Annotated in this window: 23 protein-coding genes; 5 read left to right on the top strand and 18 right to left on the bottom strand. The window is 42.2% G+C overall.

What is annotated here, in order from left to right:
- Positions 1-5 precede the first annotated feature (5 nt).
- From tmk to yceD, 11 genes are all read right to left on the bottom strand, one after another.
- Positions 6-638: a dTMP kinase gene (gene tmk, locus PSF42_RS09425; protein WP_272679896.1), complete on the bottom strand. Its 633-nt coding sequence runs from the start codon at positions 636-638 to the stop codon at positions 6-8.
- A 5-nt stretch (positions 639-643) separates the two neighbouring features.
- On the bottom strand, positions 644-1666 hold the full coding sequence (mltG, locus tag PSF42_RS09420) for an endolytic transglycosylase MltG (protein ID WP_213912585.1): 1023 nt from the start codon (positions 1664-1666) through the stop codon (positions 644-646).
- Positions 1667-1718: 52 nt separating this feature from the next.
- Positions 1719-2549: an aminodeoxychorismate lyase gene (gene pabC / locus PSF42_RS09415; protein WP_125891203.1), complete on the bottom strand. Its 831-nt coding sequence runs from the start codon at positions 2547-2549 to the stop codon at positions 1719-1721.
- Between the two features lie 151 nt (positions 2550-2700).
- Positions 2701-3951, bottom strand: coding sequence for a beta-ketoacyl-ACP synthase II (fabF, locus tag PSF42_RS09410; protein WP_125891204.1), 1251 nt, complete (start codon positions 3949-3951; stop codon positions 2701-2703).
- Positions 3952-4029: 78 nt separating this feature from the next.
- Positions 4030-4266, bottom strand: a complete 237-nt coding sequence (gene acpP / locus PSF42_RS09405) for an acyl carrier protein (RefSeq protein WP_004253236.1) — start codon at positions 4264-4266, stop codon at positions 4030-4032.
- A 155-nt stretch (positions 4267-4421) separates the two neighbouring features.
- Positions 4422-5156, bottom strand: a complete 735-nt coding sequence (gene fabG, locus PSF42_RS09400) for a 3-oxoacyl-ACP reductase FabG (RefSeq protein ID WP_102137722.1) — start codon at positions 5154-5156, stop codon at positions 4422-4424.
- A 7-nt stretch (positions 5157-5163) separates the two neighbouring features.
- Positions 5164-6096 carry an ACP S-malonyltransferase gene (gene fabD, locus PSF42_RS09395; protein ID WP_125891205.1) on the bottom strand — a complete coding sequence of 311 codons (933 nt, stop codon included), beginning with the start codon at positions 6094-6096 and terminating at the stop codon, positions 5164-5166.
- Positions 6097-6114: 18 nt separating this feature from the next.
- Positions 6115-7065 carry a beta-ketoacyl-ACP synthase III gene (locus tag PSF42_RS09390; RefSeq protein ID WP_125891392.1) on the bottom strand — a complete coding sequence of 317 codons (951 nt, stop codon included), beginning with the start codon at positions 7063-7065 and terminating at the stop codon, positions 6115-6117.
- Between the two features lie 9 nt (positions 7066-7074).
- On the bottom strand, positions 7075-8115 hold the full coding sequence (gene plsX, locus PSF42_RS09385; protein WP_125891206.1) for a phosphate acyltransferase PlsX: 1041 nt from the start codon (positions 8113-8115) through the stop codon (positions 7075-7077).
- A 12-nt stretch (positions 8116-8127) separates the two neighbouring features.
- On the bottom strand, positions 8128-8298 hold the full coding sequence (rpmF, locus tag PSF42_RS09380) for a 50S ribosomal protein L32 (RefSeq protein ID WP_004253223.1): 171 nt from the start codon (positions 8296-8298) through the stop codon (positions 8128-8130).
- Positions 8299-8310: 12 nt separating this feature from the next.
- Positions 8311-8835, bottom strand: a complete 525-nt coding sequence (gene yceD, locus PSF42_RS09375) for a 23S rRNA accumulation protein YceD (RefSeq protein WP_125891207.1) — start codon at positions 8833-8835, stop codon at positions 8311-8313.
- Between the two features lie 143 nt (positions 8836-8978).
- Here yceD and PSF42_RS09370 point away from each other — a divergent pair, with 143 nt between their 5' ends.
- On the top strand, positions 8979-9566 hold the full coding sequence (locus tag PSF42_RS09370; RefSeq protein ID WP_125891208.1) for a Maf family protein: 588 nt from the start codon (positions 8979-8981) through the stop codon (positions 9564-9566).
- 55 nt (positions 9567-9621) lie between these two features.
- Here the strand turns inward: PSF42_RS09370 and rluC are convergent, their stop codons facing one another.
- The gene (gene rluC, locus PSF42_RS09365) at positions 9622-10581 is read right to left on the bottom strand and encodes a 23S rRNA pseudouridine(955/2504/2580) synthase RluC (RefSeq protein ID WP_125891209.1); all 960 of its coding nucleotides are present in this window, start codon (positions 10579-10581) and stop codon (positions 9622-9624) included.
- 542 nt (positions 10582-11123) lie between these two features.
- On the opposite strand from rluC, the gene rne reads away from it, so the two are divergent.
- Positions 11124-14357 carry a ribonuclease E gene (gene rne / locus PSF42_RS09360; RefSeq protein WP_272679895.1) on the top strand — a complete coding sequence of 1078 codons (3234 nt, stop codon included), beginning with the start codon at positions 11124-11126 and terminating at the stop codon, positions 14355-14357.
- A gap of 173 nt (positions 14358-14530) precedes the next feature.
- Positions 14531-14821, top strand: coding sequence for a putative quinol monooxygenase (locus PSF42_RS09355; RefSeq protein ID WP_125891211.1), 291 nt, complete (start codon positions 14531-14533; stop codon positions 14819-14821).
- Positions 14822-15051: 230 nt separating this feature from the next.
- Here the strand turns inward: PSF42_RS09355 and PSF42_RS09350 are convergent, their stop codons facing one another.
- From PSF42_RS09350 to PSF42_RS09340, 3 genes are read right to left on the bottom strand one after another with little or no spacing between them, the layout of a single operon-like run.
- The gene (locus tag PSF42_RS09350) at positions 15052-15867 is read right to left on the bottom strand and encodes a dimethyl sulfoxide reductase anchor subunit family protein (protein WP_272679894.1); all 816 of its coding nucleotides are present in this window, start codon (positions 15865-15867) and stop codon (positions 15052-15054) included.
- A gap of 2 nt (positions 15868-15869) precedes the next feature.
- Positions 15870-16418, bottom strand: a complete 549-nt coding sequence (locus PSF42_RS09345) for a 4Fe-4S dicluster domain-containing protein (RefSeq protein ID WP_004911860.1) — start codon at positions 16416-16418, stop codon at positions 15870-15872.
- A 2-nt stretch (positions 16419-16420) separates the two neighbouring features.
- Positions 16421-18751 (bottom strand): molybdopterin-containing oxidoreductase family protein, encoded by a 2331-nt coding sequence (locus PSF42_RS09340; RefSeq protein WP_272679893.1) that lies wholly within the window; start codon positions 18749-18751, stop codon positions 16421-16423.
- 207 nt (positions 18752-18958) lie between these two features.
- Between PSF42_RS09340 and PSF42_RS09335 the strand changes: the two genes are divergently transcribed.
- Positions 18959-19648, top strand: coding sequence for a helix-turn-helix domain-containing protein (locus tag PSF42_RS09335; RefSeq protein ID WP_272679892.1), 690 nt, complete (start codon positions 18959-18961; stop codon positions 19646-19648).
- Between the two features lie 146 nt (positions 19649-19794).
- Here PSF42_RS09335 and tmaR read toward each other — a convergent pair whose 3' ends face one another.
- Together tmaR and PSF42_RS09325 are read right to left on the bottom strand one after the other, a co-directional pair.
- Positions 19795-20127 carry a PTS system regulator TmaR gene (gene tmaR, locus PSF42_RS09330; RefSeq protein ID WP_004253179.1) on the bottom strand — a complete coding sequence of 111 codons (333 nt, stop codon included), beginning with the start codon at positions 20125-20127 and terminating at the stop codon, positions 19795-19797.
- Between the two features lie 171 nt (positions 20128-20298).
- Positions 20299-21534, bottom strand: coding sequence for an MFS transporter (locus PSF42_RS09325; RefSeq protein ID WP_272679891.1), 1236 nt, complete (start codon positions 21532-21534; stop codon positions 20299-20301).
- A 167-nt stretch (positions 21535-21701) separates the two neighbouring features.
- Here PSF42_RS09325 and sbcB point away from each other — a divergent pair, with 167 nt between their 5' ends.
- Positions 21702-23141 carry an exodeoxyribonuclease I gene (gene sbcB / locus PSF42_RS09320; protein WP_442959223.1) on the top strand — a complete coding sequence of 480 codons (1440 nt, stop codon included), beginning with the start codon at positions 21702-21704 and terminating at the stop codon, positions 23139-23141.
- A 71-nt stretch (positions 23142-23212) separates the two neighbouring features.
- On the opposite strand, the gene dld is transcribed toward sbcB, so the two are convergent.
- Complete coding sequence (gene dld, locus PSF42_RS09315) at positions 23213-24952, bottom strand: D-lactate dehydrogenase (RefSeq protein WP_125891217.1); 1740 nt, start codon at positions 24950-24952, stop codon at positions 23213-23215.
- Positions 24953-25239 lie beyond the last annotated feature (287 nt).

Genomic DNA, 25239 nt, shown 5'->3' with positions numbered 1-25239 from the left:
TTGGTTTATCTGGCACGCACGAGCCATTCTGTCAGTGTTTGCCGAATATCTTGCTGTACTTGCTCAATATTTTGGCTTGCATCAATCGTGAGTATGGTTTTGTCGCCAGCAGCAAGTTCAAGATAACGGCTGCGTGTTCTTTCAAAAAAAGCTAACGATTCTTTTTCAATTCTATCTAATTCACCTCGTGACCTTGCACGCTGCAAACCTAATTCAGGTGGTAAGTCAAGGTATAAGGTTAATGAAGGTTTGAATTCACCTAGCACCAAATCACGTAATGATTTCATTAAATCGCGGTCAATCTCACGCCCGCCCCCCTGATACGCTTGGGAAGATAAATCATGACGATCGCCCACCACCCATTTGCCGGCCGCTAATGCAGGTTGGATCACTGTATCAACCAGTTGGACACGGGCAGCATATAGCATTAGTAACTCCGCCTTGTCAGTCACTTTATCACCGGCAATACCTTGCTTTATCAGCTCGCGTAATTTCTCGGCTAATGGCGTGCCTCCGGGTTCACGGGTGAAAACAATATCTGTGACCCCTGCTTGGTTTAACGTTTCTACAACCGTATTGATTGCAGTTGTTTTACCAGCGCCTTCAAGTCCTTCAATAACAATAAATTGGTTTTTCATTTTTATCAGTTTTGCTGTTCAAATTGGCGATAAACTTTAACGGCACGATTGTGGTCGTTTAAATTACGACTAAAAGTATGCCCACCTTTACCATCTGCGACAAAGAATATGTAATCCGTTTTAGCCGGATGCGCTGCTGCCTTAAGTGATGCAAGGCTTGGCATTGCAATCGGTGTTGGTGGCAAACCATCAATCTTATAAGTATTGTACGGTGTGTAAGTATCTAAATCACTACGATAAATTTTACCACGATACTTTTCACCTAAGCCATAGATGACTGTTGGGTCGGTTTGCAAACGCATATTTTTCTTTAGGCGATTAACAAACACGGAGGCAACTTGAGACCTTTCACTATCAATACCGGTTTCTTTTTCAATAATCGAAGCCATAATAAGCATTTCATAGGCATTCTTATAGGGTAAATCCCTATCACGCCCTTTCCACTCTTCATCAAGGCTGTTTTGCATACGTTTATAGGCACGTTTCAAAATTTCAGCGTCAGTTGTTCCTGCTGTGTATAAATAAGTGTCAGGGTATAGCCACCCTTCTAACGTGCCTTCCCCGTTAAAACCAATCAGGGCATGCAGTTCTGTTGGGGTTAAATTGGTGGTTTTATGCTCTAAGTACGGTGCGTCGCGTAAAATATTACCCCAATCGCTTAAACGATTACCTTCAATAAAACGGATCGAAAACTGGGCTTCTTTTCCACTCACAATTAATTGTAATAGCTGTTCAACATTCATCCCCGGCTGCAAGCGATAAGTGCCCGCTTTTAGCTGAGCCAGTTCAGGCCGTAATTTGAGTAACCATTGAAATTCATTCCCTTTGTCAAGAATGTTATCTTCAATAAGTAACCCTTCAAATGCAACACGCCCAGTCCCCGCAGGTACCGTAAAAATTTTTTCTTGTGTGATGTTGATTGGCGTTTTGGCATAGTCCAATACTTGACGATATTGCCAATAGACAGCGACTGCAACAATAGCAGCCAAGGTAACGGCGATTAGAATGATTTTTTTGGCTAATTTCATTTATTGACCATTTCAATGCGTGTGTTGGTAATAATTAATTCATTTATAAAAACTAAATTTTGCAACGCAAAAATAGATACTCAAACAGCTCACGAGACGCAAATTGTAATGGTGGAAGTTGTTTATCCATTTGAATACTTTGTACAGGTAAAACCGGCATCAGCGCATTACAAATAACCACTTCATCACAATGATTTAAAACGTTAGCAAAGCGTTCGACCTGTTGAAGATGGTACTGGCTATCCTCTAGCAGTGATATGATCTTTTGTCTCATTAATCCATTGACACCACTATGAGATAAAATTGGGGTATACACTGTTTGCCCAATTCGCCAGAAAACATTCGCGCTACAGCATTCAACAATAATACCGTCGGTATCTAGCACAATCGCTTCATCTACACCTAGTTCATCAACCTCTTGCCTAATAAGAACTTGTTCTAGGCGGTTGAGATGCTTCATGCCAGCTAACAATGGGTTACGAGCTAATGGAATTTGGCTAAGAACTAAGCGCGCCCCTTTGCACTGCAGTTGAACATAGTTATTTGTAAAGGGAGAAACGCTCACTATTACCGTCGGTGTGGTAAAACCTTTAGTACTATATCCTCGGCCTCCAACACCACGGCTCAGGATCACTTTAATCACAAACTCGTCTTGAGTTTGTTCTGCACAAATCTGCTTTAAGTGCACTGCCAAGCTTTCCCAATCTGGCTGTGCAATTTTCAACCTTTGGCTATCATGTTTTAACCGAGCAATATGCGCATCTAACATTTTAGCTTGCTGATTAACGCCGTATATAGTCGTAAAGCAGCCGTCTCCAAAAGAGACCGCACGATCGGTAACACTTATTTGTTGGCAAAGCTGCCCATTAACCCAATATGACATTGATATTACTTATAATAAAAGCTGATAAATCAGACAGTAATCAAGTGAGATTATCATAAACTAAAGCGAAGAGCTGTGCAAAGTACTGCAAAAAATAAAGCCCCAGCCACAATTAAGCGACTAGGGCTAATTAATCACGGTAATTGATTAATTACTCGCCGTTATAACGACGGAAAATTAATGAACCGTTGGTGCCACCAAAACCAAATGAATTACACAGAGCAAACTCCATGTTGTCCACTTTACGAGCCTCACCTGGAACAAAATCCAGTTTGCACGCTTCATCTGGGTTATCCAAATTAATGGTTGGTGGAACAATTTGGTCGCACAATGACAAAATGGTGAAAATTGATTCAATAGCGCCCGCTGCACCAAGGAGGTGCCCAGTCATTGATTTGGTTGAACTGACTAATACGTCAGTACCTTCACCAAATACATTAACGACCGCTTGCGCTTCAGCCAAATCACCTGCAGGGGTTGAAGTACCGTGAGCATTGATATACCCCACGTCACTCGCTTTAATGCCTGCGTCATTCAGTGCGTTTTCCATTGCAAGTGCGGCACCCGCACCATTTTCAGGCGGTGATGTCATATGATAAGCATCACTGCTCATCCCAAAACCTGCAATTTCGGCATAAATTTTTGCACCACGCGCTTTCGCATGTTCATATTCTTCGAGAATGATGATACCTGCTCCGTCCCCCAGAACAAAACCATCACGGTCTTTATCCCATGGACGACTTGCCGCTTGTGGGTCATCGTTGCGAGTCGACAATGCACGTGCTGCACCGAAACCAGCTACACCAAGAGGTGTTGTCGCTTTTTCAGCACCGCCTGCAACCATCACATCCGCGTCACCGTAAGCAATCATACGTGCAGCATGACCAATATTATGCACACCAGATGTACAGGCGGTTGCAATTGAAATACTTGGACCACGGAAACCGTACATAATGCTTAAATGACCAGCCACCATATTAATGATGGTTGATGGTACGAAGAACGGGCTTACCTTACGAGGCCCACCGTGAAGTAATGACTCACAGTTGTCCTGAATTAAGCCTAACCCACCAATACCAGAACCAATCGCTGCACCAATTCGGGTAGCATTGGCTTCTGTTACTTCCAATCCAGCATCTTTGAAGGCTTGAAAGCCAGCCGCGATACCATATTGGATAAATGGATCCATTTTCTTTGCATCTTTACGGGAGATGCCAAATTCTTCGTAATTGAAATCTTTTACTAAGCCAGCAAATTTAGTTGCGTGGTTAGTAGTATCAAAATGATCGATTAGGCTGATACCACTCTGTCCGTCACAAACAGCTTTCCATGATGACTCAACTGTGTTGCCGACAGGAGATAACATGCCCAGTCCGGTTACGACTACACGACGCTTAGACACGTATTTCCTCCAAGGAGGGAAAAGTTACAAAAGAAACATAGGCGATCGAGTGATCGCCTAGATAAGTTTTTCGTACAATTATTTAGATGCGTTCTCGACGTAGTCAATCGCAGCCTGTACTGTTGTGATCTTTTCAGCTTCTTCGTCAGGGATTTCGCAATCGAACTCTTCTTCCAGAGCCATAACCAGCTCAACTGTGTCAAGAGAATCAGCGCCCAAGTCATCAACAAATGAAGCTGTATTTACAACTTCTTCCTCTTTAACACCCAGTTGTTCAACGATGATTTTCTTAACGCGTTCTTCGATAGTGCTCATACTATTAAAATTCCTATCAAAACTCGCTTTCGCGATGGTTTTCGTAGTTTATGAAATACAGGAAAAGATACAACCCAATCCCGGCTGTTGGAACTATTATTTTGCATTATTTAGCGTTGGATAACATTAAAAATGCAAATAGTTCCATCATTTCTTTAGATCATGTACATGCCACCATTGACATGCAATGTTTCACCTGTGATGTAAGCAGCCTCATCAGAAGCTAAAAACGCTACAGCACTGGCAATTTCTTGTGCATCACCCAGTCTATCCGCAGGAACCTGAGATAAAATGCCTGCACGCTGTTCATCTGTCAATGCTTTAGTCATATCTGTTTCGATAAAACCAGGTGCAACGACGTTGACAGTAATACCACGAGAAGCGACTTCACGAGCTAATGATTTGCTAAAACCAATTAACCCCGCTTTCGCTGCTGCATAGTTAGTTTGCCCCGCATTTCCCATTACACCAACAACGGATGCAATTGAAATAATACGTCCACAACGTTTTTTCATCATGGCACGCAAAACGGATTTAGACAAACGGTAAACAGATGAAAGATTGGTGTCAATAATATCTTGCCATTCATCTTCTTTCATACGCATCAATAGGTTATCACGAGTGATACCTGCATTATTAATCAAAATATCAATTTCACCAAATTCTTCGCGGATTTTGGTCAAAGTTTCTTCGATTGATGCTGTATCAGTCACGTTTAAGGCTAAACCTTTACCTTTACCATCAAGATAAGCGGTAATGGCTTCTGCGCCTTTTTCGCTGGTTGCTGTTCCGATAACGGTAGCGCCACGAGCAATTAGTGTTAAAGCAATCGCTTTACCAATTCCACGACTCGCCCCTGTTACCAGTGCAATTTTTCCTTCAAAGCTCATGTCGTCCTCAGCTATTTTCTAAAGCAGTGCTTAATGATACAGGATCATTGACTGCAACGGCAGTTAATTTAGAGACAATTCGCTTGGTAAGACCAGTCAATACTTTTCCTGGGCCTACTTCAATTAGGTGTTCAACACCTTGATCTGCCATCAATTCTACAGTTTCTGTCCAGCGTACTGGATTATACAGTTGACGGACTAAAGCATCACGAATATTTTGTGCCGATTTCTCAATTTTAACATCAACATTGTTAATAACTGGATAGACTGGCTCACAAAAATCGATTTTTGCTAACGCTTCGGCTAATTTATCAGCAGCTGGCTTCATTAATGCACAATGTGAAGGTACGCTAACAGATAAAGGCAATGCTCGTTTTGCCCCCGCTTCTTTACAGGCAATACCTGCGCGTTCAACGGCCGCTTTTTCACCCGCGATCACAACTTGGCCCGGTGAGTTGAAGTTAACTGGTGAAACCACTTGGCCTTGAGAGGCTTCTTGGCAGGCTTTTTCAATTGATTCATTATCTAAGCCAATAATGGCATACATTGCACCCGTGCCTTCAGGAACCGCTTCTTGCATGAGTTTCCCCCGCAATTCGACCAGTTTAATCGCTTGTTTAAAGTCGATAACACCGGCACAAACTAAAGCTGAATACTCCCCAAGGCTGTGGCCTGCCATGATTGTAGGCATTACGCCATTTTTTTCTTGCCAAACACGGAAAATCGCCACAGACGCTGCTAATAAAGCAGGCTGTGTTTGCCATGTTTTATTTAATTCTTCTTCTGGCCCATTTTGTACTAACGCCCAGAGATCGTAACCCAATGCTTCCGATGCTTCAGCGAATGTTTGCTCAACAAGCTGATTTTCTTCAGCTAGTGCCGCTAACATACCTAAAGACTGAGAACCCTGTCCGGGAAATACCATAGCAAATTGTGTCATGTCTATTTTCTCAGTTAATTAAAAACGAACTAATGCAGAGCCCCAAGTGAAACCACCACCGAAAGCTTCTAAAAGCACAAGTTGACCACGCTGAATACGGCCATCGCGCACCGCTTCATCCAACGCTGTAGGAACTGATGCTGCAGACGTATTGCCGTGACGGTCTAATGTGACAACGACTTTATCCATTGTCATATCTAATTTTTTTGCCGTCGCAGAGATAATTCTTAAATTTGCTTGATGTGGGACGAGCCAATCAAGTTCTTCTTTCGCAATGCCGCTTTGTGCTAATGTCTCATCAACAATATGCGCTAATTCACGCACTGCAACTTTAAAGACCTCGTTACCTGTCATGGTTAGATATGCAGGGTCTTCAGAACAACGGCTACGGTTAGGTAATGTCAGTAAATCCCCATAACGGCCATCTGCATGTAAATGAGTCGAAATAATACCCGGCTCTTCAGATTCACCAATAACAACAGCCCCTGCCGCATCACCAAATAAAATAATCGTGCCACGATCTGTTGGGTCTAATGTTTTAGATAATGCATCTGCGCCAATCACTAACGCTTTTTTGGTCATACCCGTTTTGACGAATTGATCAGCGATACTAATTGCATAGGTAAAGCCTGCACATGCGGCTGCAACATCAAATGCGGCGCAATCATGAATACCTAGCATCTGTTGAATTTGACAGGCTGCGCTAGGAAATGCGTGAGTTGCGGATGTGGTCGCGACGATAATTAAACCAATGTCTGTTGCATCGACTTGTGCCATATCCAACGCATTTTTGGCTGCATGAAACCCCATCACTGACACACTTTCTTCTTCGTTAGCAATTCTTCTTTCATGTATGCCAGTGCGTGTCACAATCCATTCATCAGAAGTATCAACCATTTTTTCCAGATCAGCATTGGTACGTACTTGTGCTGGTAAGTAGCTGCCTGTTCCTAAGATTTTACTGTACATAGCCATAGGTTATTGATCACTCCTGGGTAAAACAATATTTAGTCGCGCTGTTATTCTTTCTGGGACTTGTTTTTCAACAGCTTGTACTGCGCGGTCAATAGCCGCTTTGAAAGCGCCTTCATTCGCTGCACCATGACTCTTGATGACAATACCTTTTAATCCTAACAGAGTCGCACCGTTATACTGGTCGGGGTTCATGTCCCCAAAACGTTTCATTAAACGTTTTTTTAACCATTTTTTCGCCAGTTGCATAAACCAACCGCTTTTTTTGTGTTGATCACCGGACGATTTTATCAATGAAAGGATGACACGTATTACACCTTCCATCGTCTTCAACGAGACATTACCTGCGAAGCCGTCACACACTAACACATCGGTTTTACCTGTCAGTAACTCGTTACCTTCTACATAACCAATGTAGTTAATTGATGTCGTTTCTTTTAATACTGAGGCGGCTTCGCGGATATTATCCAACCCTTTACTCTCTTCTTCGCCAATATTCAGTAACGCAACTCTCGGTTTAGAAATGTTAACCACTTCTTCCGCCATCACGGAACCCATTACGGCAAATTGGACTAGCATATCACTACTGCAGTTAACATTAGCGCCTAAATCTAGCACTACTGTTTGACTTTTTTGCTGATTAGGTAAGATTGTCATTAGCGCTGGGCGCTCAATCCCCTCTATAGACTTCAGCATTAATTTGGCTAAGCCCATCAGCGCACCCGTATTTCCGGCACTCACGCACGCTTGTGCCTGCCCTGTCTTCACTAACTCCAAGGCCACTCGCATCGATGTTCCTTTGCTTTGCCTTATCGCGTTTGATGGTTTTGCATCGTTTGCGATAATGCCATCTGCAGGAATAATTTCGACGCGCGAAATTTGCTCAGCACTTTGATGTGCAAGCAAAGGTTGAATGGCTTCGGGTTGACCGACAAGCAGTAATTTGAGTGCTGGATTAGATGCCAGTGCCTGCAATGCAGCAGGCACCGTGACGCGGGGACCAACATCCCCGCCCATAGCATCTAACGCGATGGTTAGATTAGCCAAGGTAACAACAAATTACTTGTTGATAACCTTACGGCCACGGTAGTAACCATCTGCAGTCACATGGTGACGCAGGTGAGTTTCACCGGAAGTTTTATCTACAGAAACTAGGGTAGCAGTCAGTGCATCATGTGAACGACGCATACCGCGTTTTGAACGAGTTGGTTTATTCTGTTGTACGGCCATTGACCTTACTCCTTAAGTACTTTTCTTTAAACTGGCTAATACGGCAAATGGGTTTGGTTTTTCTGCCTCGGGAGGCAGTTCACCATACACCATGTCCGCTTCGGACACTTCACAGTGTTCAGAATCATGAACCGGAACCACTGGTAAGGATAGAATTATTTCATCTTCTATCATTCCCAGCAAATTTATTTCACCAAATTCATCTACATAAACTGGTTCATACTGTTCCGGTAATGCTTCGGCCTTTTCGTCATTGACGACAGGACTAAAACAATACGATACGTAGACATGATGCTTGAAATCATTTCTGCAACGTTGGCATTGTAGGGTGACATCAACTTCAGAATGTCCCTCTATGACCGTCAAACGCTGATTATCAATTTTAAATGATAATTCGTTTTCTACATCACTATCTACACTGACTACTGATTCGGCAATTCGTGTAACTTGCTCAGATGTATAACTCCCAACATAGTCGAGGTTTTTCTGAGCTGCACGCTGCGCATCGATAGTCAGGGGTAATTTTACCTTTTGCATAAGGCGCGCATATTAACTTTGTAATGAGCTATAGTCAAAGAAAAAGGCGGGGTAAACTCGCCTTTTCACCAAAAAACCGTCGGTTTTACGTTTTATAGTTTAAAATGAGTTAACCCTTTTGGCTACGAGTTTCGAGAAAAATCATGAAATCGATTATTTTGGCGTCAACTTCAACATATCGACAAGCCCTACTAAAAAAACTGGGTTTGCCTTTTTTAGCCGTGGCTCCCAATATTGATGAATCGCCCATATTGAATGAGTCCGCTCAGGCTTTGGTCATGCGTTTGTCTCATGAAAAGGCCAACGCACTCTCTGTTCAATACCCTCAGCATCTGGTTATTGGTTCTGACCAAGTCTGTGTAATTGGAAATAAAATTATGGGCAAACCGCATAATTTTGATAATGCCTTTCAACAGCTTAAATCCGCTTCCGGCAATAAGGTCACTTTTTATACTGGCTTATGTTTGCTAGATAGTGAAACAGGTAAGTTTAATGTCGAGTGCGAACTGTTTCATGTACATTTCAGGCAATTATCTGATGAGGAAATCACTAATTATTTACTTAAAGATGAACCTTATCAGTGTGCTGGGAGTTTTAAATCGGAGGGATTAGGGATCAGTTTATTTGAACGTTTAGAGGGGCGAGACCCTAATACATTAATAGGGCTTCCACTTATTTTATTACTCGAGATGTTACGTCAACACCAAGTCAACCCATTACTTAGTCGATAATTTAGTCGCTAAATATTTATACTGGCAGGAAAAACCTGCCAGTTAATTAAATGACTTACTTTTCTGCTTTACGGCTACGCAGTATTTTTAGGCAGTGGTTCAACTGGTTATCTAATGGCGCGTTCAATCGCATCTCTTCACCCGTTTTAGGGTGCGTAAATTTCAGTGCGCTCGCATGCAAAAATAAACGATTTAAACCTGTGCCTTTTAGCTGGCTATCAAATTGCTTGTCACCGTAACGGTCATCGAACGCAATTGGATGCCCTGCATAGAGGGTATGTACGCGAATTTGATGGGTACGTCCTGTGACGGGGCTCGCTTTTACTAAAGTTGCATTGTCAAAACGTTCTTCCACTTTAAAGCGCGTCTCTGATGGTTTCCCTTCACTACTCACTTTAACGACACGTTCACCACTTTGTAGAATATTTTTGAGTAGAGGCGCTTGGACAACTTTCATGTGTGATTGCCAGTTGCCTCTTACTAATGCTAAATAATCTTTTTGCATTTGTTTCAAACGCAATTGTTCATGTAGCGCTCGAAGTGCTGATCGTTTTTTAGCCACCAATAAAATGCCAGAGGTGTCTCTATCAAGACGATGAACTAATTCGAGAAAACGTGCTTCTGGACGCAATGCTCTCAAGCCTTCAATCACACCAAAACTTAAACCACTTCCGCCATGAACGGCTGTACCAGAAGGTTTATTCAACACTAAGAGAACGTCATCTTCAAATAAGATGCAATTCGCTAACGCTGCTACCTTATCCAGTTTGGCTGAAACTGGGGCTGCTTCACGTTCAGCAACCCGAACAGGTGGAACGCGGACTTGGTCCCCTTCTGCCAATTTATATTCAGGCTTTGTCCGCCCTTTGTTAACACGCACTTCCCCTTTGCGGATAATGCGATAAATCATACTTTTTGGGACACCTTTAAGTTTAGCGAGCAAAAAGTTATCGATACGTTGCCCAGCTTCGTCATCACTGATGTCTATAAATTGAACTTGATTTTGTGTATTCATTCGGGAATGCGTTAACTCTAATTGATTAAAATATGCTCTTATTCGCTTTCTCTATCATACCGACTCCACAAAATTTTTTATCTTTTTTTTTAATTTGGTTATTTTCTGCATGATTAATCCTATTTCTAAATAAAATTTCCATATAACTTCCTTATCAACTTGCTATAATGCTTATGGCAATGGAATAATATGAAGTTGCTGAGATGTTTAAAAACGAAAGTTTACGTTTTATAGGATTTCTTATTTGATGGCGTAACAATGCAGCAATGGCGTAAGACATTTAGCAACATCAAATAAATTAGCGAGCAACGAATTTTGGCTTATTGGGTTAGGAACTTCCGTTTTCTTTAATAACTTACGGCATCCTGATTAAGAACGCTGAATTTTTAATCTAAAAATCAGGTTCACCGAATACTGCGCGTCTCTATACGAACGACTGCCGCGAGGCAGACGGTTTTGTAAAAATCACGAGGCCATCGGTTTACAGTAGCTCTTTCTTTCGCTGCTCTTTATTTAAAAGAAAATAATGAGTAAGTAATAACATGAAAAGAATGCTAATAAACGCAACTCAACAGGAAGAGTTGCGTGTTGCCCTTGTTGACGGGCAACGCCTCTATGATTTGGATATTGAAAGTCCCGGTCATGAGCAAAAAAAGGCCAATATTTACAAAGGTAAAATCACCCGTATTGAACCTAGTCTTGAAGCCGCTTTTGTTGATTATGGCGCTGAAAGACACGGTTTCCTTCCTATCAAAGAAATCGCTCGTGAATACTTTCCAAGCAACTATCACTCCCAAGGCCGTCCTAACATTAAAGATGTGTTAAAAGAAGGCCAAGAAGTTATCGTTCAAGTGGATAAAGAAGAGCGTGGTAATAAAGGGGCGGCGCTAACAACCTTTATTAGCTTAGCCGGAAGTTACCTCGTTTTAATGCCAAATAACCCACGTGCGGGTGGTATTTCACGCCGTATCGAAGGTGAAGACCGAACGGAGTTAAAAGAAGCGCTGTCTTCTTTAGAGATCCCCGACGGGATGGGGTTAATCGTTCGTACCGCGGGTGTGGGCAAATCTGCAGAATCTCTGCAACAAGATTTGCTCTACCGTTTACGTCACTGGGAAGCAATTCAAAAAGCCGCTGAAAACCGCCCTGCACCTTTCTTGATCCACCAAGAAAGTAACGTTATCGTTCGTGCATTCCGCGATTATCTACGCCCAGATATCGGCGAGATCCTAATCGATAACCCGAAAGTTGTTGAAATGGCACGTAACCATATCGAAGCTATCGGCCGTGGTGATTTTGCCAGTAAAATTAAGCATTACAGTGGCGATGTTCCACTCTTTAGCCATTACCAAATCGAGTCACAAATCGAATCTGCGTTCCAACGCGAAGTCCGTTTGCCATCAGGTGGTGCATTAGTTATTGATACCACTGAAGCGTTGACCGCTATCGATATCAACTCCTCACGTTCAACACGTGGTGGCGATATCGAAGAAACTGCGTTCAATACTAACTTAGAAGCGGCTGATGAAATTGCACGCCAATTACGTCTACGTGACCTAGGCGGTTTGATTGTTATCGATTTTATCGATATGACGCCAGTTAGGCATCAACGTGAAGTGGAAAACCGCTTACGTGAAGCTGTGCGCCAAGACCGTGCTCGCATTCAAATTGCACGTATCTCTCGTTTTGGTTTATTGGAAATGTCACGCCAGCGCTTGAGCCCTTCTTTGGGTGAATCCAGCCATCACGTATGCCCTCGCTGTTCAGGAACAGGAACCATTCGTGATAACGAATCACTTTCTCTGTCTGTTCTTCGCCTTATTGAAGAAGAAGCGCTGAAAGAAAATACCCATGAGGTACATGCGATTGTCCCCGTACAGATCGCCTCCTATCTACTTAACGAAAAACGCAAAGCAGTCAGTGATATTGAACAACGTCAAAGCCATGTTCGCGTTGTTATTGTCCCGAATGACCAAATGCAAACCCCTCACTTTCACGTGATCCGTATCCGTAAAGGTGAAGAGGTCAATACTTTAAGCTATAACTTAGCCCAATATCACGAAACAGAAACTTTAACGCAAAGTGATGAAACTGCTGCTGAGCGTAAAGTCCCTGAGCAACCTGCAATTTCTGCTTTTGCACTGCAAGAACCTGTTGAAGCCTCTACAACCGTTAAATCAAAAGAAGCCTCCACAAAAACACCTGTTAAACCAGCAACAGCACAACCTGCACAACCGGGTTTATTTAGCAAAATTGCTGCTTTCTTCAAGAAACTATTCGGTGAAGAAGAAAAAGTGGTGGAGAAACCTGCACCAAAAAATCGTCAGAATAATGATCGTCGTCGGAATAATGAACGTCGCAATAATAATCGCCGCAATAACAATCGTCGTGACCGCGATGATAATGAAACTCGCGATAATCGTGACAATCGTGATAACCGCGACAATCGCAATAACCGCAATACGTCATCGGATGATGCGAATAATCGTAACAAAGGCCGTAATAATAAAAATACGAGCCAACACGATGAACAAACAACTGAGACTAGCAATCGTGACAACCAGCAGCAACGTCGCGAACAACGTGCCGAGCGCCGCCGTCGCCAAGATGAAAAACGTCAACAGCAAGCGGCTAAAGCGCAGCAAGATTCTCAACAAAATAATGTCGAAGATGCGGTGGAAAAGGAAGAGGAACAGCGCCCTGTCACTCCTCGTCGTCAACGTCGTCAATTGACACAAAAAATCCGTGTTACTGATAGCGAGCAAGTTGTTGCTCCTGCTGAAACAACACCTGAAATAACGCCTACGCCAATTGCTGCATTGCCTGCCCCAATTGCACCTGTGAGCCAAACTGAAGGTGAAGTACAAACTGAAGAGCGTCAAGAATCCGTGGCTCAAGTTGATGGTGAAGAAAAACAAGATACCATCATTCCACGTCGTTCTCGTCGTTCACCTCGTCACTTGCGTGTCAGTGGTCAACGTCGTCGTCGCTACCGTGATGAGCGTCATTTAACTAAATCACCAATGCCATTAATCGCTGCCGTTGCCTCACCAGAGCTTGCGTCTGGCAAAGTATTTATTCATTACCCGATTGCTCAGCCTCAACAAGAAAGCATGGCAATCATCACCAATGAAGAAATGCTTGAACAACAAAGTGTTAATGACGCTTCTGTAGCTGAAACCTCAAATGTTACCGCGTCACAAAGTAGTCTTCTGCCTATCGTTACAGCGGCAGCGGTTGAAGTTGCTCAGCCAGAACCAGTTGTAGCACAAGCTGTGGAGCCTGAAGTCAAAACTACTGTCATTGAGCAACCTGTCGAGGTAGCCCCTGTTGAAGTTGATGCTGTTGAAGCAACTCAACCTGAACCCCTGACTGAAGAAACGGTTGAAGAAGTCACAGCAGATGTCGTTGCTCCAGCTGAAACCGTTAAATTAGATACAGCAGAGCCTGTCGTAATTGAAGAAGCACCTGTTCATACTGAAATCGTCGAAGAAGCATCCGCTCCTGAGGTTATCGTTGAAACAGTAACAGAAGCTCCTGAAGTTAAAGCGATTGAACCTGTTAAAGTGAGCGAGCCAGCAGCAGTAACCAGCTTACATAAACGTCATGCTTATTCTCCAATGACAAAAGCGCCCGCACCTGCAAGTACTGCTGCACCATTTGAGATAACAGAGTATCAGCGTGAAGCCTCAACCTTTGAAGGTAAAGGCGGCGCAGGTGGTCATGTTGCTTCAACCGTCGCAACTTCTGAAATGGCGAAACCAGCCAACTTCTAATACGCGACAACGTTAAATATTTAAGCCTTGCTGGGAAACTAGCAAGGCTTTTTTATTACAATATAATTTAAAAATTTCATCACCTCGTCGTTTTTTTACATTGTATTCTCACCCAATTCATGTATATATTACTGTATTTTTGTACAGTTTATTTATAAAGAAAAGGGAAATCCATGTTAAAAGTCATTGCGGAAGATTTTATTAAAACTGAGGCGATTGAAATAGTTATGCCTCTATATCGTGAATTAGTCGCAGCAACCAAGCAAGAACCTTTATGCATCAGCTACGACCTTTACGTTGACCAAAAAGACCCGGGGCACTTTATTTTTATCGAGGAGTGGCCGAATCAAGAAGCATTAGATATCCACTGTGCTAGTGAACATTTCCAGCGCCTAGTTCCGCTCATAAATAGCTATAAGCGGTCGGAGCCTATTATCAAACTGATGAATGGTGCGTTTGAATAAGCATTCCGCTAAACGAGGCCCTAGGAGCATACATAAGTATGTGACTAGGGCGAGTGTGCGACGCCAACAACGCTATAGTTCTAAATAAATACAATCATATCAATCCTCTAAATAGTTCGGTCTGTCGCTAGGCGGCAAGCTAAACGAGGCCCTAGGAGCATACGTAAGTATGTGACTAGGGCGAGTGTGTGAAGCCAACAACGCGACAGGCCGAAATATGACGAGGATTTTTAGAACCACGGAGCTTGGATCATCACCGAGCCATAAAACAATGCTCGGCCGGCTAACTCTCCGCTAAACATCGCCAACATTATCAATACAAGTAAGAGTGCGGACGGTCGCTCCTTATATCCTTTCATCACCACAATGCATGGCAATAGCATACTCATCACTACCTGCCACCACAGCAAGTAGCTCCCGCCTTGGCTTGCAGGTAATTGTAAACGAATAATCTGTGCAATTAATACCAATGCAACGCCTATCAGCACGCCAACTTTAATAGTCGAGGGTAATGATTTGCCTTGCCCAATAACAAATAAGGCTACTAGACTAAAACCAAGGACAATTGCACTGCCTATAAACGCGATTTGGGTTGCAGGTGTATGCCATAATGGGTGAGCGACCATTTGATAATAGACCTGTGCCGTGACCAATATAGCGGATAATCCACCAATTCCACTTACCCAGCCTAATATCGTGTTGCGCATGTTTACTGTGGGTTGCAACCAGCAAGATAGCGCCCATAACGTAACAACGCCGTTTAATAATACAAATGTCACGGCCTCACGGCTTAACCATGAATGGCTTAACCCCAGAACGGAACGATAAGCTTCGAGAGGCACGCCTAAATGGCCCATTGACATCGTTGACCCGACAACTTCAATCAGCCATATCAATAACACTGCGCGACGTAATGCAGAACCTGATAATAGGCGCTCCTGACTGGCCTTCATTTGGTAAATGGTTAATGCGAGAACAGCGCCGACTCCCCATTGGCTCATCACCGTGAAAAATACCAGAGGGAGTTCCATATGTTTAATATCCATGATCAGTCCTCCATCCCAATAATCACAATATTTGGATGACTAATTGTGTGATCGGGCATGTTATAACGTTGCTCCAGTACCGCCCAGTTTGTCGTGTGCTTTTTACGTAGCTCGGTAATATCACCAAACTCAATAGCGCCCGTCGGGCAAGACTCCACACATCGTGGCAATAAGCCTTCATCTAACCGTTCTGCGCACATATTACACTTACTGGTTTTTCCTTCTGCTGGGTCAAAGACAGGGGCATGATATGGGCAAGCCATGATGCACATCTGGCAGCCGATACATTTTTCATGATCTTGAACGACAATACCGTCCGCCCGTTTGGTATAAGTATCTGCTGGGCAAACTTTTAAACATTGTGGGTCATCACAATGATTACAAGACATCGTAATAAATGCTTGGGTATTCGGTGAATCATCATTAAATTCACGAACTCGGCGCCACAACACACCCGGTGGCGTGACATTTTCAGATTTACAGGCCATTGAACAAGTGCGGCAACCATAACAATCTTTTGTGTTGATCAAAAAACCATATTGCTTGACCATGATTAAGCCTCCCTTCTGACATCAACTAGCGTGCTATTACAGCAGTGTCCTGTTCCCAGGTGTTCAACTTGGTCATTCGTGACATGGCTGCTACTTCCCCCCTGCTGTTCCCACCAGCCGTTATCTAGTGAGATTACGCCTTTTTTAATATGCGTAGTTACCACCGCAATGGCTCTGTGTTCGCCTCGGTCATTAAATGTAACCGCCCATTCCCCATTCTTAATGCCTCTAGATTTAGCATCTTCTGGATGGATTAAAACATTTGGCTGGTTTCGTTGTACTTCAAGGATCCATTCATTCATTCCATGACTTGAATGCACACTACGCGCTAACTTGCGCTGAACCGCCATCAACGGGTACTTTTTGGCTAATTCAGGTGAACCTTTAACAGACTCCGTCACTTGGTAGTAAGCGACAACAGGTGAAAAGTTTTTCTTTTGCCAATCTTCAATAAACAGGTGCGCTTTTTGGGTTGATGTCCTAAAAATACCGTCTTTGAATGGTATCCAATCCCCCTCGACTGGGCGCACAGGGCCTTTTTCTAACATTTGGCGCGTGATACCAGAACCGACTAAACAGGCGTCAATATAGTGCTCTATGGGTTTATTGAATACGTCTCCAAAACCAAAACGTTCCGCTAATTGGGCAAAAATCCAATAATCGGGTTTTGCCTCACCCGCGGGCTCAACCGCTTTTTCCATTAATTGAACATATTGGCTACGTACACCTGCCATCAAACTGGTATCTTCAAAAATCGTGGTAACAGGTAGAACTAAATCTGCATATAACGCCGTCGAACTCATTAAGTTATCCGCCACAACCACAAACGGGACTTTCTTTAATGCTTCGCGTACCTTATTTGTGTTTGGTAATTGGGTCATAACCCCCATGGTCATGATCCACCAGAAATTAATCGGATGCGGTTTTTCATTGACAATAAAATCACCAACTTTCGCAACAGGAATAGGCGGGATATTTTTCACATTCGGTGCGGGGGGAACGATTGGACTAAATTTAGCCATTTGTCGAGCACCGCCAGCATCGCAAACACCCGCCCCTCGTTTTCCAATATTTCCAGTGAGTAAAGCGAGATAGAACTGACTAGCGGCAACATAAGCCCCATGTTCTGTGCGCTGAGCGCCAGACATATTTTGTACAATCATGGACGGTGTAATGGATGAGTAATCACGAGCAAGGCGGACTATCGTTTCCACAGGTACGTCTGTTTCTTCACTGACGCGAGTCACATCCCAACCTTTCGTTTGCTGATAAATTTGTTCAAAAACCGTGGTGTAACCCAAGTTATCAGGGAGTTCATGTTGGAAAAGTGCCGGTTTAATACCCGATAAATCATGGCGAACTAATTGTTTGCTTAATATATCGAAAACTAAATAGCTGTCTTTATCATCTTCATTTTGCCTAACTTGTTTTTGGTCTGCATCAACCAAATAGACAGCACCGGTATGAGCTCTGAGGAAATTTTCATCTATCCGATTTTCTTCAATGATAATTTTGATCATGCCTAAAGCAAGCGCAGTATCTGTCCCTGGAATAATTGGGATCCACTCATCGGCTTTTGCTGCGGTTTCATTAAAGCGCGGGTCAATAACCACTAATCGAGCGCCATTCTTTCTTGCTTGGTTATAATTTTTAAAATAGGCTTGCATCGTAACCGCTGGGTTATTCCCCCAACACAGGATATAACGGCTATCTGCTATCGTATCGCGGGTATCGGCATACCTCAGGCCGAGCATTGGGATCATGGCGGCTGTTACAGCAGAACAACACAGTGAGCCTGCTTGTTTCGTTGCCCCACCTAAATAATCGAAAAACGCCTTCCCCATATCATTTTTAATCGAGTCCATGTTTCCGGCATGAGTCGAAATAAACAACCCTTCATTGCCATATTTATCGATGGTCTCTCTGATATTTTTTTCAATAAGATCCAATGCCTCATTCCAACTTATTGGCTTGAATTCTGCTTTACCTTTTTCGCCTACTCGCAGTAAAGGGGTTGTGATGCGTTGATCATGATAGACCCATTTAGTTCGGCTCATACCTCGCAAGCAGCATTTAACATTAAACCCATCCGTTGCTTGAATTTTCATCAGCTTACCTTGATAGGTATATGCGGTTAGGTTGCAATGTAAACACTCCATTGCACAAGTTGAGCGGAATGTTTTGTAGTCCGACAGTTTTAGCCGCACTTTGGGTAAGGGTTGATTACTGTTACCCTGTGCATATGAACAGGGTGCAATACTTGCCAACCCGACAACACCAAGCCCTTTGAGCAGAGTTCGGCGCTTCAAACGTAGTGTATTTATAGTTTTCATTATAGTGAACCTCGACATTGCCTTTATAAGTACACTATATATATACCCCATTCACCAAAGATGAACTTGAGTAGTATCAATAATTCTATCTATTTATAGGTAATAACGCGTTACCGCTTTAGGGTTATCTTTTTGCTTTATCGGGTCGTTAGCAGCGCAAGGCAACTCATGGTAAAATACGAGGACTTGTTAAACTGAGGTTTATGTATGTCTACTCTGCAAGGTGTTAATTCTGTTGATATCGCTGTAAGCATTTTAAATTATATTGCTCAAAATGGGGGCATTGCGCGCGCAGCGGATATTTCAAAAGGTTGTGAGATATCGAAAAGCCGTCTGCATAAATACCTCGTTTCACTATGCCGTACACAAATGCTGTATCAGGATATTCAAACTAGTCGTTATGGGTTAGGTCGTAATTTAGCCTTCTTAGCCAATTTTGTTGAGCCTGAAGACTCTTATATCGACACCATTAATAATAGTTTGATTCAATTTCGCGATGAACAAAACGTCTCAACGGGTATTGCCACCCGCCTAGGGAAAGCACTTTCTTTAGTTAAATATAATCGCAGCTTCAAAAATATTGAAATTGACTTTTTACCTAACACCCCATTACCTGTAGTAAAAAGTGCGGCAGGGCTGGTTTATTCCGCATTTGATAGCCAATTTGGCTCGAATTCATATTCACAAGACGAAATAAACAAAGTTATCCAACAAGGCTATGCAATCCGTTACCGGCCGACAGAAGGTATTCCCGGTGCACAATCTATTGCTTGTCCTGTATTTAATCGCGAAGGCCAACTTGTTGCGGCAGCAGTAACGATGGGATTTATTGCAGAAAATGAAATGGAAAAGTTGGCAACTTTATTAATCAAACAAGTTAGCCGGTTAAATTTATAATAACTACACGTGGCCGATACTATCGACTCCAGCTATAAAATATAGCTTGAATCAACGGTTCCAAATAAACAAGCAAAAAATAAAGCCGAGCTTTGAAGTATCTCACTTTATGAAAGCACTTCAGTTACCTCGGCTTTATAAATTCATTACTTCACATCGATACGAGGCAATTCGCCCATTTCTTTGAGTTTTTTAGATATTTCACGACGCTCTTTAGAGAGCTCTGCGTTCTTAATAATATAATCATCAACGCGATCATCGTAATCGCTACGCATATTCGCAATAATTGCCTGAATATCTTCAATCGACATGCCTGGTTTTATATATTCACTCAAGTTATCCAGCAGTAAAACACGCTTCTGGTTATCACGAATTTTTTTCTCATTGTCGGTAATTTCACGACGAATTTTATTTTTGCGACGAAACATACGCACAAATTCCAGAACATTTTGGAAAGACGGCTTGTTAGCGTTGTCCATGTTTAAAACCCTCTAGTCAATATTTAAAACGCATTATCTATTAACACAATACATTCTAATCCTATCGTGTTACAAGTCCGTTTGGCATATTTATCAAAATATTCCACTGTAAATTGATTTCGCCTTACACTTTTACGACCAAATTTTCGGCGTGATCTTCATGAAATTTATTTATTTGTTCTTTCCCTTTGATTTATGGGACACCAGCCCATCACCTCTGAGGCAAAATGCAGATAATATCGTCGTAATAATCACAAATACTCCCATAACAAGATAAGTATGAGCAAAACCAATTTTGTCATACCCCCAGCCTGCTAATGGAGACAAAAGACTTGCAACAACAGAACTCATGCAACTAAAACCAACCAAATAAAGTGTCGATGATAAACGCTTATCAAAATGAAGACTGTTATATTTAAAAATTGCGACTAAAAGAATTGGGAGTTCAACGGCATGCAGTAATTTCATTATCGATATCATAATTGCACCATCAGCTAAGCCTGACCCCATAATGCGTAACGCCATGACTGAACTAGCAAATAATAATCCATTTTTAGCACCGATACAGTTGACGATAAATGGCGCTATGAACATGCCTCCCGCCTCCAAGAAAACCTGCAATGAATTTAGATAACCGTACATCTCATTACCTAATTGTTCACTTTGGAACTGATGAACAAAATACACCATAAATTGCTGGTCATAGACGCTGTATATGCAGGTTCCTAATACAAATAATATTAAAGCCCAAAATTGAGGCTGCACAAATAATTGTAAAGCATCTTTCACCGTTATGGCGGAAGGCTTACCGTGTTCAAGACGATTATAAGCCTCCGTATTTACTGTTTTTAATCTCAATAAAATAACTAAAAATAATAAGCCTGAAACGGTTGCCATAATAAAATTGTAGTCGGCGTTTACGTTAATATTGCGTCCAGCAAAAAACGTTGCAGTGGCCCATCCCAGTGAGCCCCACATCCTCGCTTTTCCATATTCAAAATTATGTAATCGGCTGACCCGTTCAGTATAAGATTCAAGTACACCAATCCCTGCGTGAAAGGTGATGCCAATAAACAAACCACCGATAATACTGCCTAAAAGTACATTCCATTTTAACAGCGTACCGAAAACCATAAAAAATGGCCCTGATGAAATTAGCAGTATGGCAATAAATAGCAGTAAATTTTTTCGTAAGCCTAATTTGTCCTGTATAAATCCATAAAGTGGCTGAGCGCAAAGCGCCACAATTGAAATACAAGAGAAAATAAACCCCGTATCTGCGCCATCTAAGCCAACATATTTACGCAGCCAAATTGCGACGACAGAAAATATTGATGACCACGTGAAAAAGAAAAAAAACAATAATGCACTCAACGAGACATAACACTGTTTTGACTCACGCTCCATATTTCACCACCTGCCCCAAATTATCCTGATTAAGCCGCTATTAATTCCACTCTCTCAATATCAGATAGCGTTGGTTTAGCTTTCACAGTAGATAAGGTATCATTAATCAACAATGTATAGTGATACCAATCAATTAACCACTATCAACCTATTATATAACCATCAAAATGGTGAAAACGTTGCAAGATAATAAAAAACAACCTACTTTTTTTATTCATGACTATGAAACCTTTGGTAAACGCCCTGCTCTCGATAGGCCTGCGCAATTTGCAGGCGTTCGTACCGACCTTGATTTTAATATCATTGAAGAACCTGAGGTTTTTTATTGCGCTCCGGCTGATGATTATTTACCACAGCCAGAAGCCGTCATGATCACAGGGATCACCCCACAGGTAGCATTATCTCAAGGCGTTAATGAAGCCGAGTTTGCTAAACGAATTCATGCAGCTTTTAGTGTTCCTAATACCTGTATTATGGGTTACAACAATATCCGTTTCGATGATGAAGTTACCCGTAATATTTTTTACCGAAATTTTTACGACCCATATGCCTATAGCTGGCAACAAGGAAACTCGCGTTGGGATTTGCTCGATGCTTTGCGGGCCTGTTTTGCGCTTCGTCCCGAAGGCATTCAATGGCCAGAAAATGAAGATGGCCTACCGAGTATGCGTTTAGAACATTTGACCAAAGCAAATGGGGTTGCTCATGAAAATGCTCACGATGCAATGTCTGACGTTTTAGCCACTATTAACATGGCAAAACTGTTGAAAGCTGCTCAACCGCGAATGTTCGACTATTTTTATCAGTTAAGAAATAAAAACAAAATAAGCCAACTTATTGATATTGTAGAAATAACGCCATTAGTTCATGTGTCTGGTATGTTTGGCGCATTGCGTTCTTATGTTAGTTTAGTTGCACCTCTGGCTTGGCATCCTGACAACAAAAATGCCGTCATTATGTGTGATTTATCTGCCGATATCTCCCCCTTAATTGAGTTAGATGTTCAACAGTTGCGTACTCGCTTATATACACCTAAGGCCGAGCTGGCTGGTGCGTCCCCTGTTCCTGTAAAATTAGTGCATATTAATAAATGCCCTATTTTAGCGCCAGAAAAGACACTGCGCCCAGAAGATGCACAGCGAACTGGTGTTGACCGTGACTTATGTATGCGCAATCTGGAAATCTTACGTAAAACTCCTGTCATTCGTAACAAACTAATTGAGTTATTTAGCGAACCTCAAATATTCGCAGAGTCCGATGATGTCGATACACAAATTTATAATGGTTTCTTCGGTACTTCTGACCGTTCGACCATGGATATTATTCGTGAAACATCCCCACAGAACTTGCCTGCATTGGAATTAAGTTTTGAAGATAAGCGTTTGAAAGAACTGTTTTTTCGATATAAAGCACGTAATTACCCTGCAACACTATCTTATGATGAGCAGCAACGCTGGTTACAGCACCGTAGGGACTACTTTAATGAAGAACGTTTAACAGACTATATGCAACAAATACAGCAACTGCTTGTAGAACATCAACATGATGAAAAGCGTTGTCAGCAATTAAAAGCATTGATTAATTATGCGAGAGATCTCGCCAGTTAATTTATCAATAAAAAAGGCAGATATTGTACTATTCCCAATACCTGCCTTACTTCATTTATATAGCGAGTTTATTACTGGTCATGAGTATGACCACAGCCACAATCTCCTTCCCAATTTTTCCGTTTAGTTGTTTTACCTAAACCTGGGTTCATTGTGTTTGTTGGGTCAGATTGCTTATAGAATGATTTCAGTTGCTCAGGCGCTTTATATAAATGACCGACGTTATGTTCAGCCGGATATTGAGCGCCTCGTTCATCTAATAACGCTAACATTTTTTCTTTTAGTTCTTTCGGGTCAACCCCTTTTTTCAATACGTAGTCTTGGTGCATAACATGGCACATAAAATGACCGCAGTATAATTTATGAACTAAGAGCTTTTCAATTTCTGGTGGTAATGTTTCAAACCAGTTTCTATCATTACGACGCAATGCAATATCGAGAGGCAATACATCTTCCACATCTTTATTATGAACAGCATGATAACGAACCGCAGAACCCGCAGCAGCAAAGCGGTGCAAAAAGGCTTTTGCGCCCTCTTCTGGCGTACATTCAAAATAGCCGCCATCTGCGTTTGAAAAATAAGATTTTAGCCAAACTTTAGCTTCATCAATGCCGTCTCCAGCCATTTTCAACATTAAATGGTGTTCGTAACGATCACGGAACTCTTTCATGCGAGGCGGTAAGTGGGAAGGCCATAATTTACTGAGAACCTGCATGGTACGGTCAATCAGATTTGATGGCAAGAATGGGACTTTATTTAATACTGCATCAATACGCCCTTTAATAGTGAAAAACATTGGCATTTTGTCGGTGCCGAATTTATCAATCATTAAAAAGGTGTCTTTACCATAAACCTCTGCAATATCGAAACAACCACGATGCATATATTCCCCTGCAACTGGCAGGTTTTTAAATTCACTCAGAATATAACGACGTATATCTTCCAAAACATCTGGATTGTTAGAACCAATATAAAATACTTGTGTTTTTTTATCTGCTGGGAAGGTATCTAAACGAACAGCAAATACCGCTAGTTTACCCGCGCAGCCAGAAGCTTCAAATAGACGTCGTTCATCCGCATTGAAACGTGACGGTGTATCGGCATCGACATCACGAACGCGTTCCGCATATTCATGGTCAGACGCTAGTTTATCGCTCACTTGCACGTCTTCGCTGCTATAACCACGATTTTGTAAATTCGTCAGGATCTCTTCTGGCGTATTCCCCAAATCAATACCGAGGTGATTGACAAGCTCTACTTTGCCATCATCATTCACTCGCCCATACAGAGCCAATTCAGTATAGGCAGGGCCTCTGCGCACCAATGAACCACCAGAACTGTTGCAAATACCACCGACAACCGAGGCACCAATACATGAAGAACCAATCAAAGAGTGCGGCTCGCGCCCTAATGGTTTCAGAATTTTTTCCAGATCGTACAAAGTACTTCCTGGCATCGCAACAACTTGGTTAAACTCAGGTAAAACTTGAATTTGGTTTAGTTTCAAGGTGCTAATGATGACGATATCGCGATCATAATCATAACCACTCGGAGTTGACCCTTCGGTTAACCCTGTATTAGCCGCTTGCATCAGCACAATTTTATCTGCTTCAACACACGCCTTGAAGACATACCACTGTTCAAGCAATGTTGTTGGAAATACAACTGCGATTGCATCGCCCATACCAGAACGGAAGCCTTTACGGTAACGTTCTGTTTTATGCGGCTCTGTTAAAATATTTTTTTTGCCAACAATATTCCTAAGCGTCAGTAATAACCGTTGATTCTCAGGTTTCTTTGCATCATTCATTTGTGTGCCTTATTAATCGAATTCGTAATTATCATAGTTATGCATTATGTGTTGTAACAACAATATCACATAATATTATGATGTTAATAGGCTACACGCTTTATCTTAAATAATTCTTAACGGGTAAAAAAATAGCGCCTCAAGGACGCTATTTGATCAATTCTAATTCTGAGTATATTCAAAATAGTTCGCGTTGTAGCAAGGCACCGAGCAAAACGATCATGGGGAGCATACATAAGTATGTGACCCATGTCGTTTTGAGAACGCAACGCAGTTACGGCACGAAA

Origin of the sequence: Providencia sp. PROV032 (assembly GCF_028484875.1) — a bacterium.
Classification (GTDB): Bacteria; Pseudomonadota; Gammaproteobacteria; order Enterobacterales; family Enterobacteriaceae; genus Providencia; species Providencia rettgeri_E.
This window is presented reverse-complemented; position numbering and strand designations above follow the sequence as displayed.

Coding starts and splice junctions, on each gene's coding strand:
- tmk (WP_272679896.1), bottom strand. CDS start 638: ATGAAAAACCAATTTATTGTTATTGAAGGACTTGAAGGCGCTGGTAAA.
- mltG (WP_213912585.1), bottom strand. CDS start 1,666: ATGAAATTAGCCAAAAAAATCATTCTAATCGCCGTTACCTTGGCTGCT.
- pabC (WP_125891203.1), bottom strand. CDS start 2,549: ATGTCATATTGGGTTAATGGGCAGCTTTGCCAACAAATAAGTGTTACC.
- acpP (WP_004253236.1), bottom strand. CDS start 4,266: ATGAGCACTATCGAAGAACGCGTTAAGAAAATCATCGTTGAACAACTG.
- fabG (WP_102137722.1), bottom strand. CDS start 5,156: ATGAGCTTTGAAGGAAAAATTGCACTGGTAACAGGGGCGAGTCGTGGA.
- fabD (WP_125891205.1), bottom strand. CDS start 6,096: ATGACACAATTTGCTATGGTATTTCCCGGACAGGGTTCTCAGTCTTTA.
- PSF42_RS09390 (WP_125891392.1), bottom strand. CDS start 7,065: ATGTACAGTAAAATCTTAGGAACAGGCAGCTACTTACCAGCACAAGTA.
- rpmF (WP_004253223.1), bottom strand. CDS start 8,298: ATGGCCGTACAACAGAATAAACCAACTCGTTCAAAACGCGGTATGCGT.
- yceD (WP_125891207.1), bottom strand. CDS start 8,835: ATGCAAAAGGTAAAATTACCCCTGACTATCGATGCGCAGCGTGCAGCT.
- PSF42_RS09370 (WP_125891208.1), top strand. CDS start 8,979: ATGAAATCGATTATTTTGGCGTCAACTTCAACATATCGACAAGCCCTA.
- rluC (WP_125891209.1), bottom strand. CDS start 10,581: ATGAATACACAAAATCAAGTTCAATTTATAGACATCAGTGATGACGAA.
- rne (WP_272679895.1), top strand. CDS start 11,124: ATGAAAAGAATGCTAATAAACGCAACTCAACAGGAAGAGTTGCGTGTT.
- PSF42_RS09355 (WP_125891211.1), top strand. CDS start 14,531: ATGTTAAAAGTCATTGCGGAAGATTTTATTAAAACTGAGGCGATTGAA.
- PSF42_RS09350 (WP_272679894.1), bottom strand. CDS start 15,867: ATGGATATTAAACATATGGAACTCCCTCTGGTATTTTTCACGGTGATG.
- PSF42_RS09345 (WP_004911860.1), bottom strand. CDS start 16,418: ATGGTCAAGCAATATGGTTTTTTGATCAACACAAAAGATTGTTATGGT.
- PSF42_RS09340 (WP_272679893.1), bottom strand. CDS start 18,751: ATGAAAACTATAAATACACTACGTTTGAAGCGCCGAACTCTGCTCAAA.
- PSF42_RS09335 (WP_272679892.1), top strand. CDS start 18,959: ATGTCTACTCTGCAAGGTGTTAATTCTGTTGATATCGCTGTAAGCATT.
- tmaR (WP_004253179.1), bottom strand. CDS start 20,127: ATGGACAACGCTAACAAGCCGTCTTTCCAAAATGTTCTGGAATTTGTG.
- PSF42_RS09325 (WP_272679891.1), bottom strand. CDS start 21,534: ATGGAGCGTGAGTCAAAACAGTGTTATGTCTCGTTGAGTGCATTATTG.
- sbcB (WP_442959223.1), top strand. CDS start 21,702: ATGGTGAAAACGTTGCAAGATAATAAAAAACAACCTACTTTTTTTATT.
- dld (WP_125891217.1), bottom strand. CDS start 24,952: ATGAATGATGCAAAGAAACCTGAGAATCAACGGTTATTACTGACGCTT.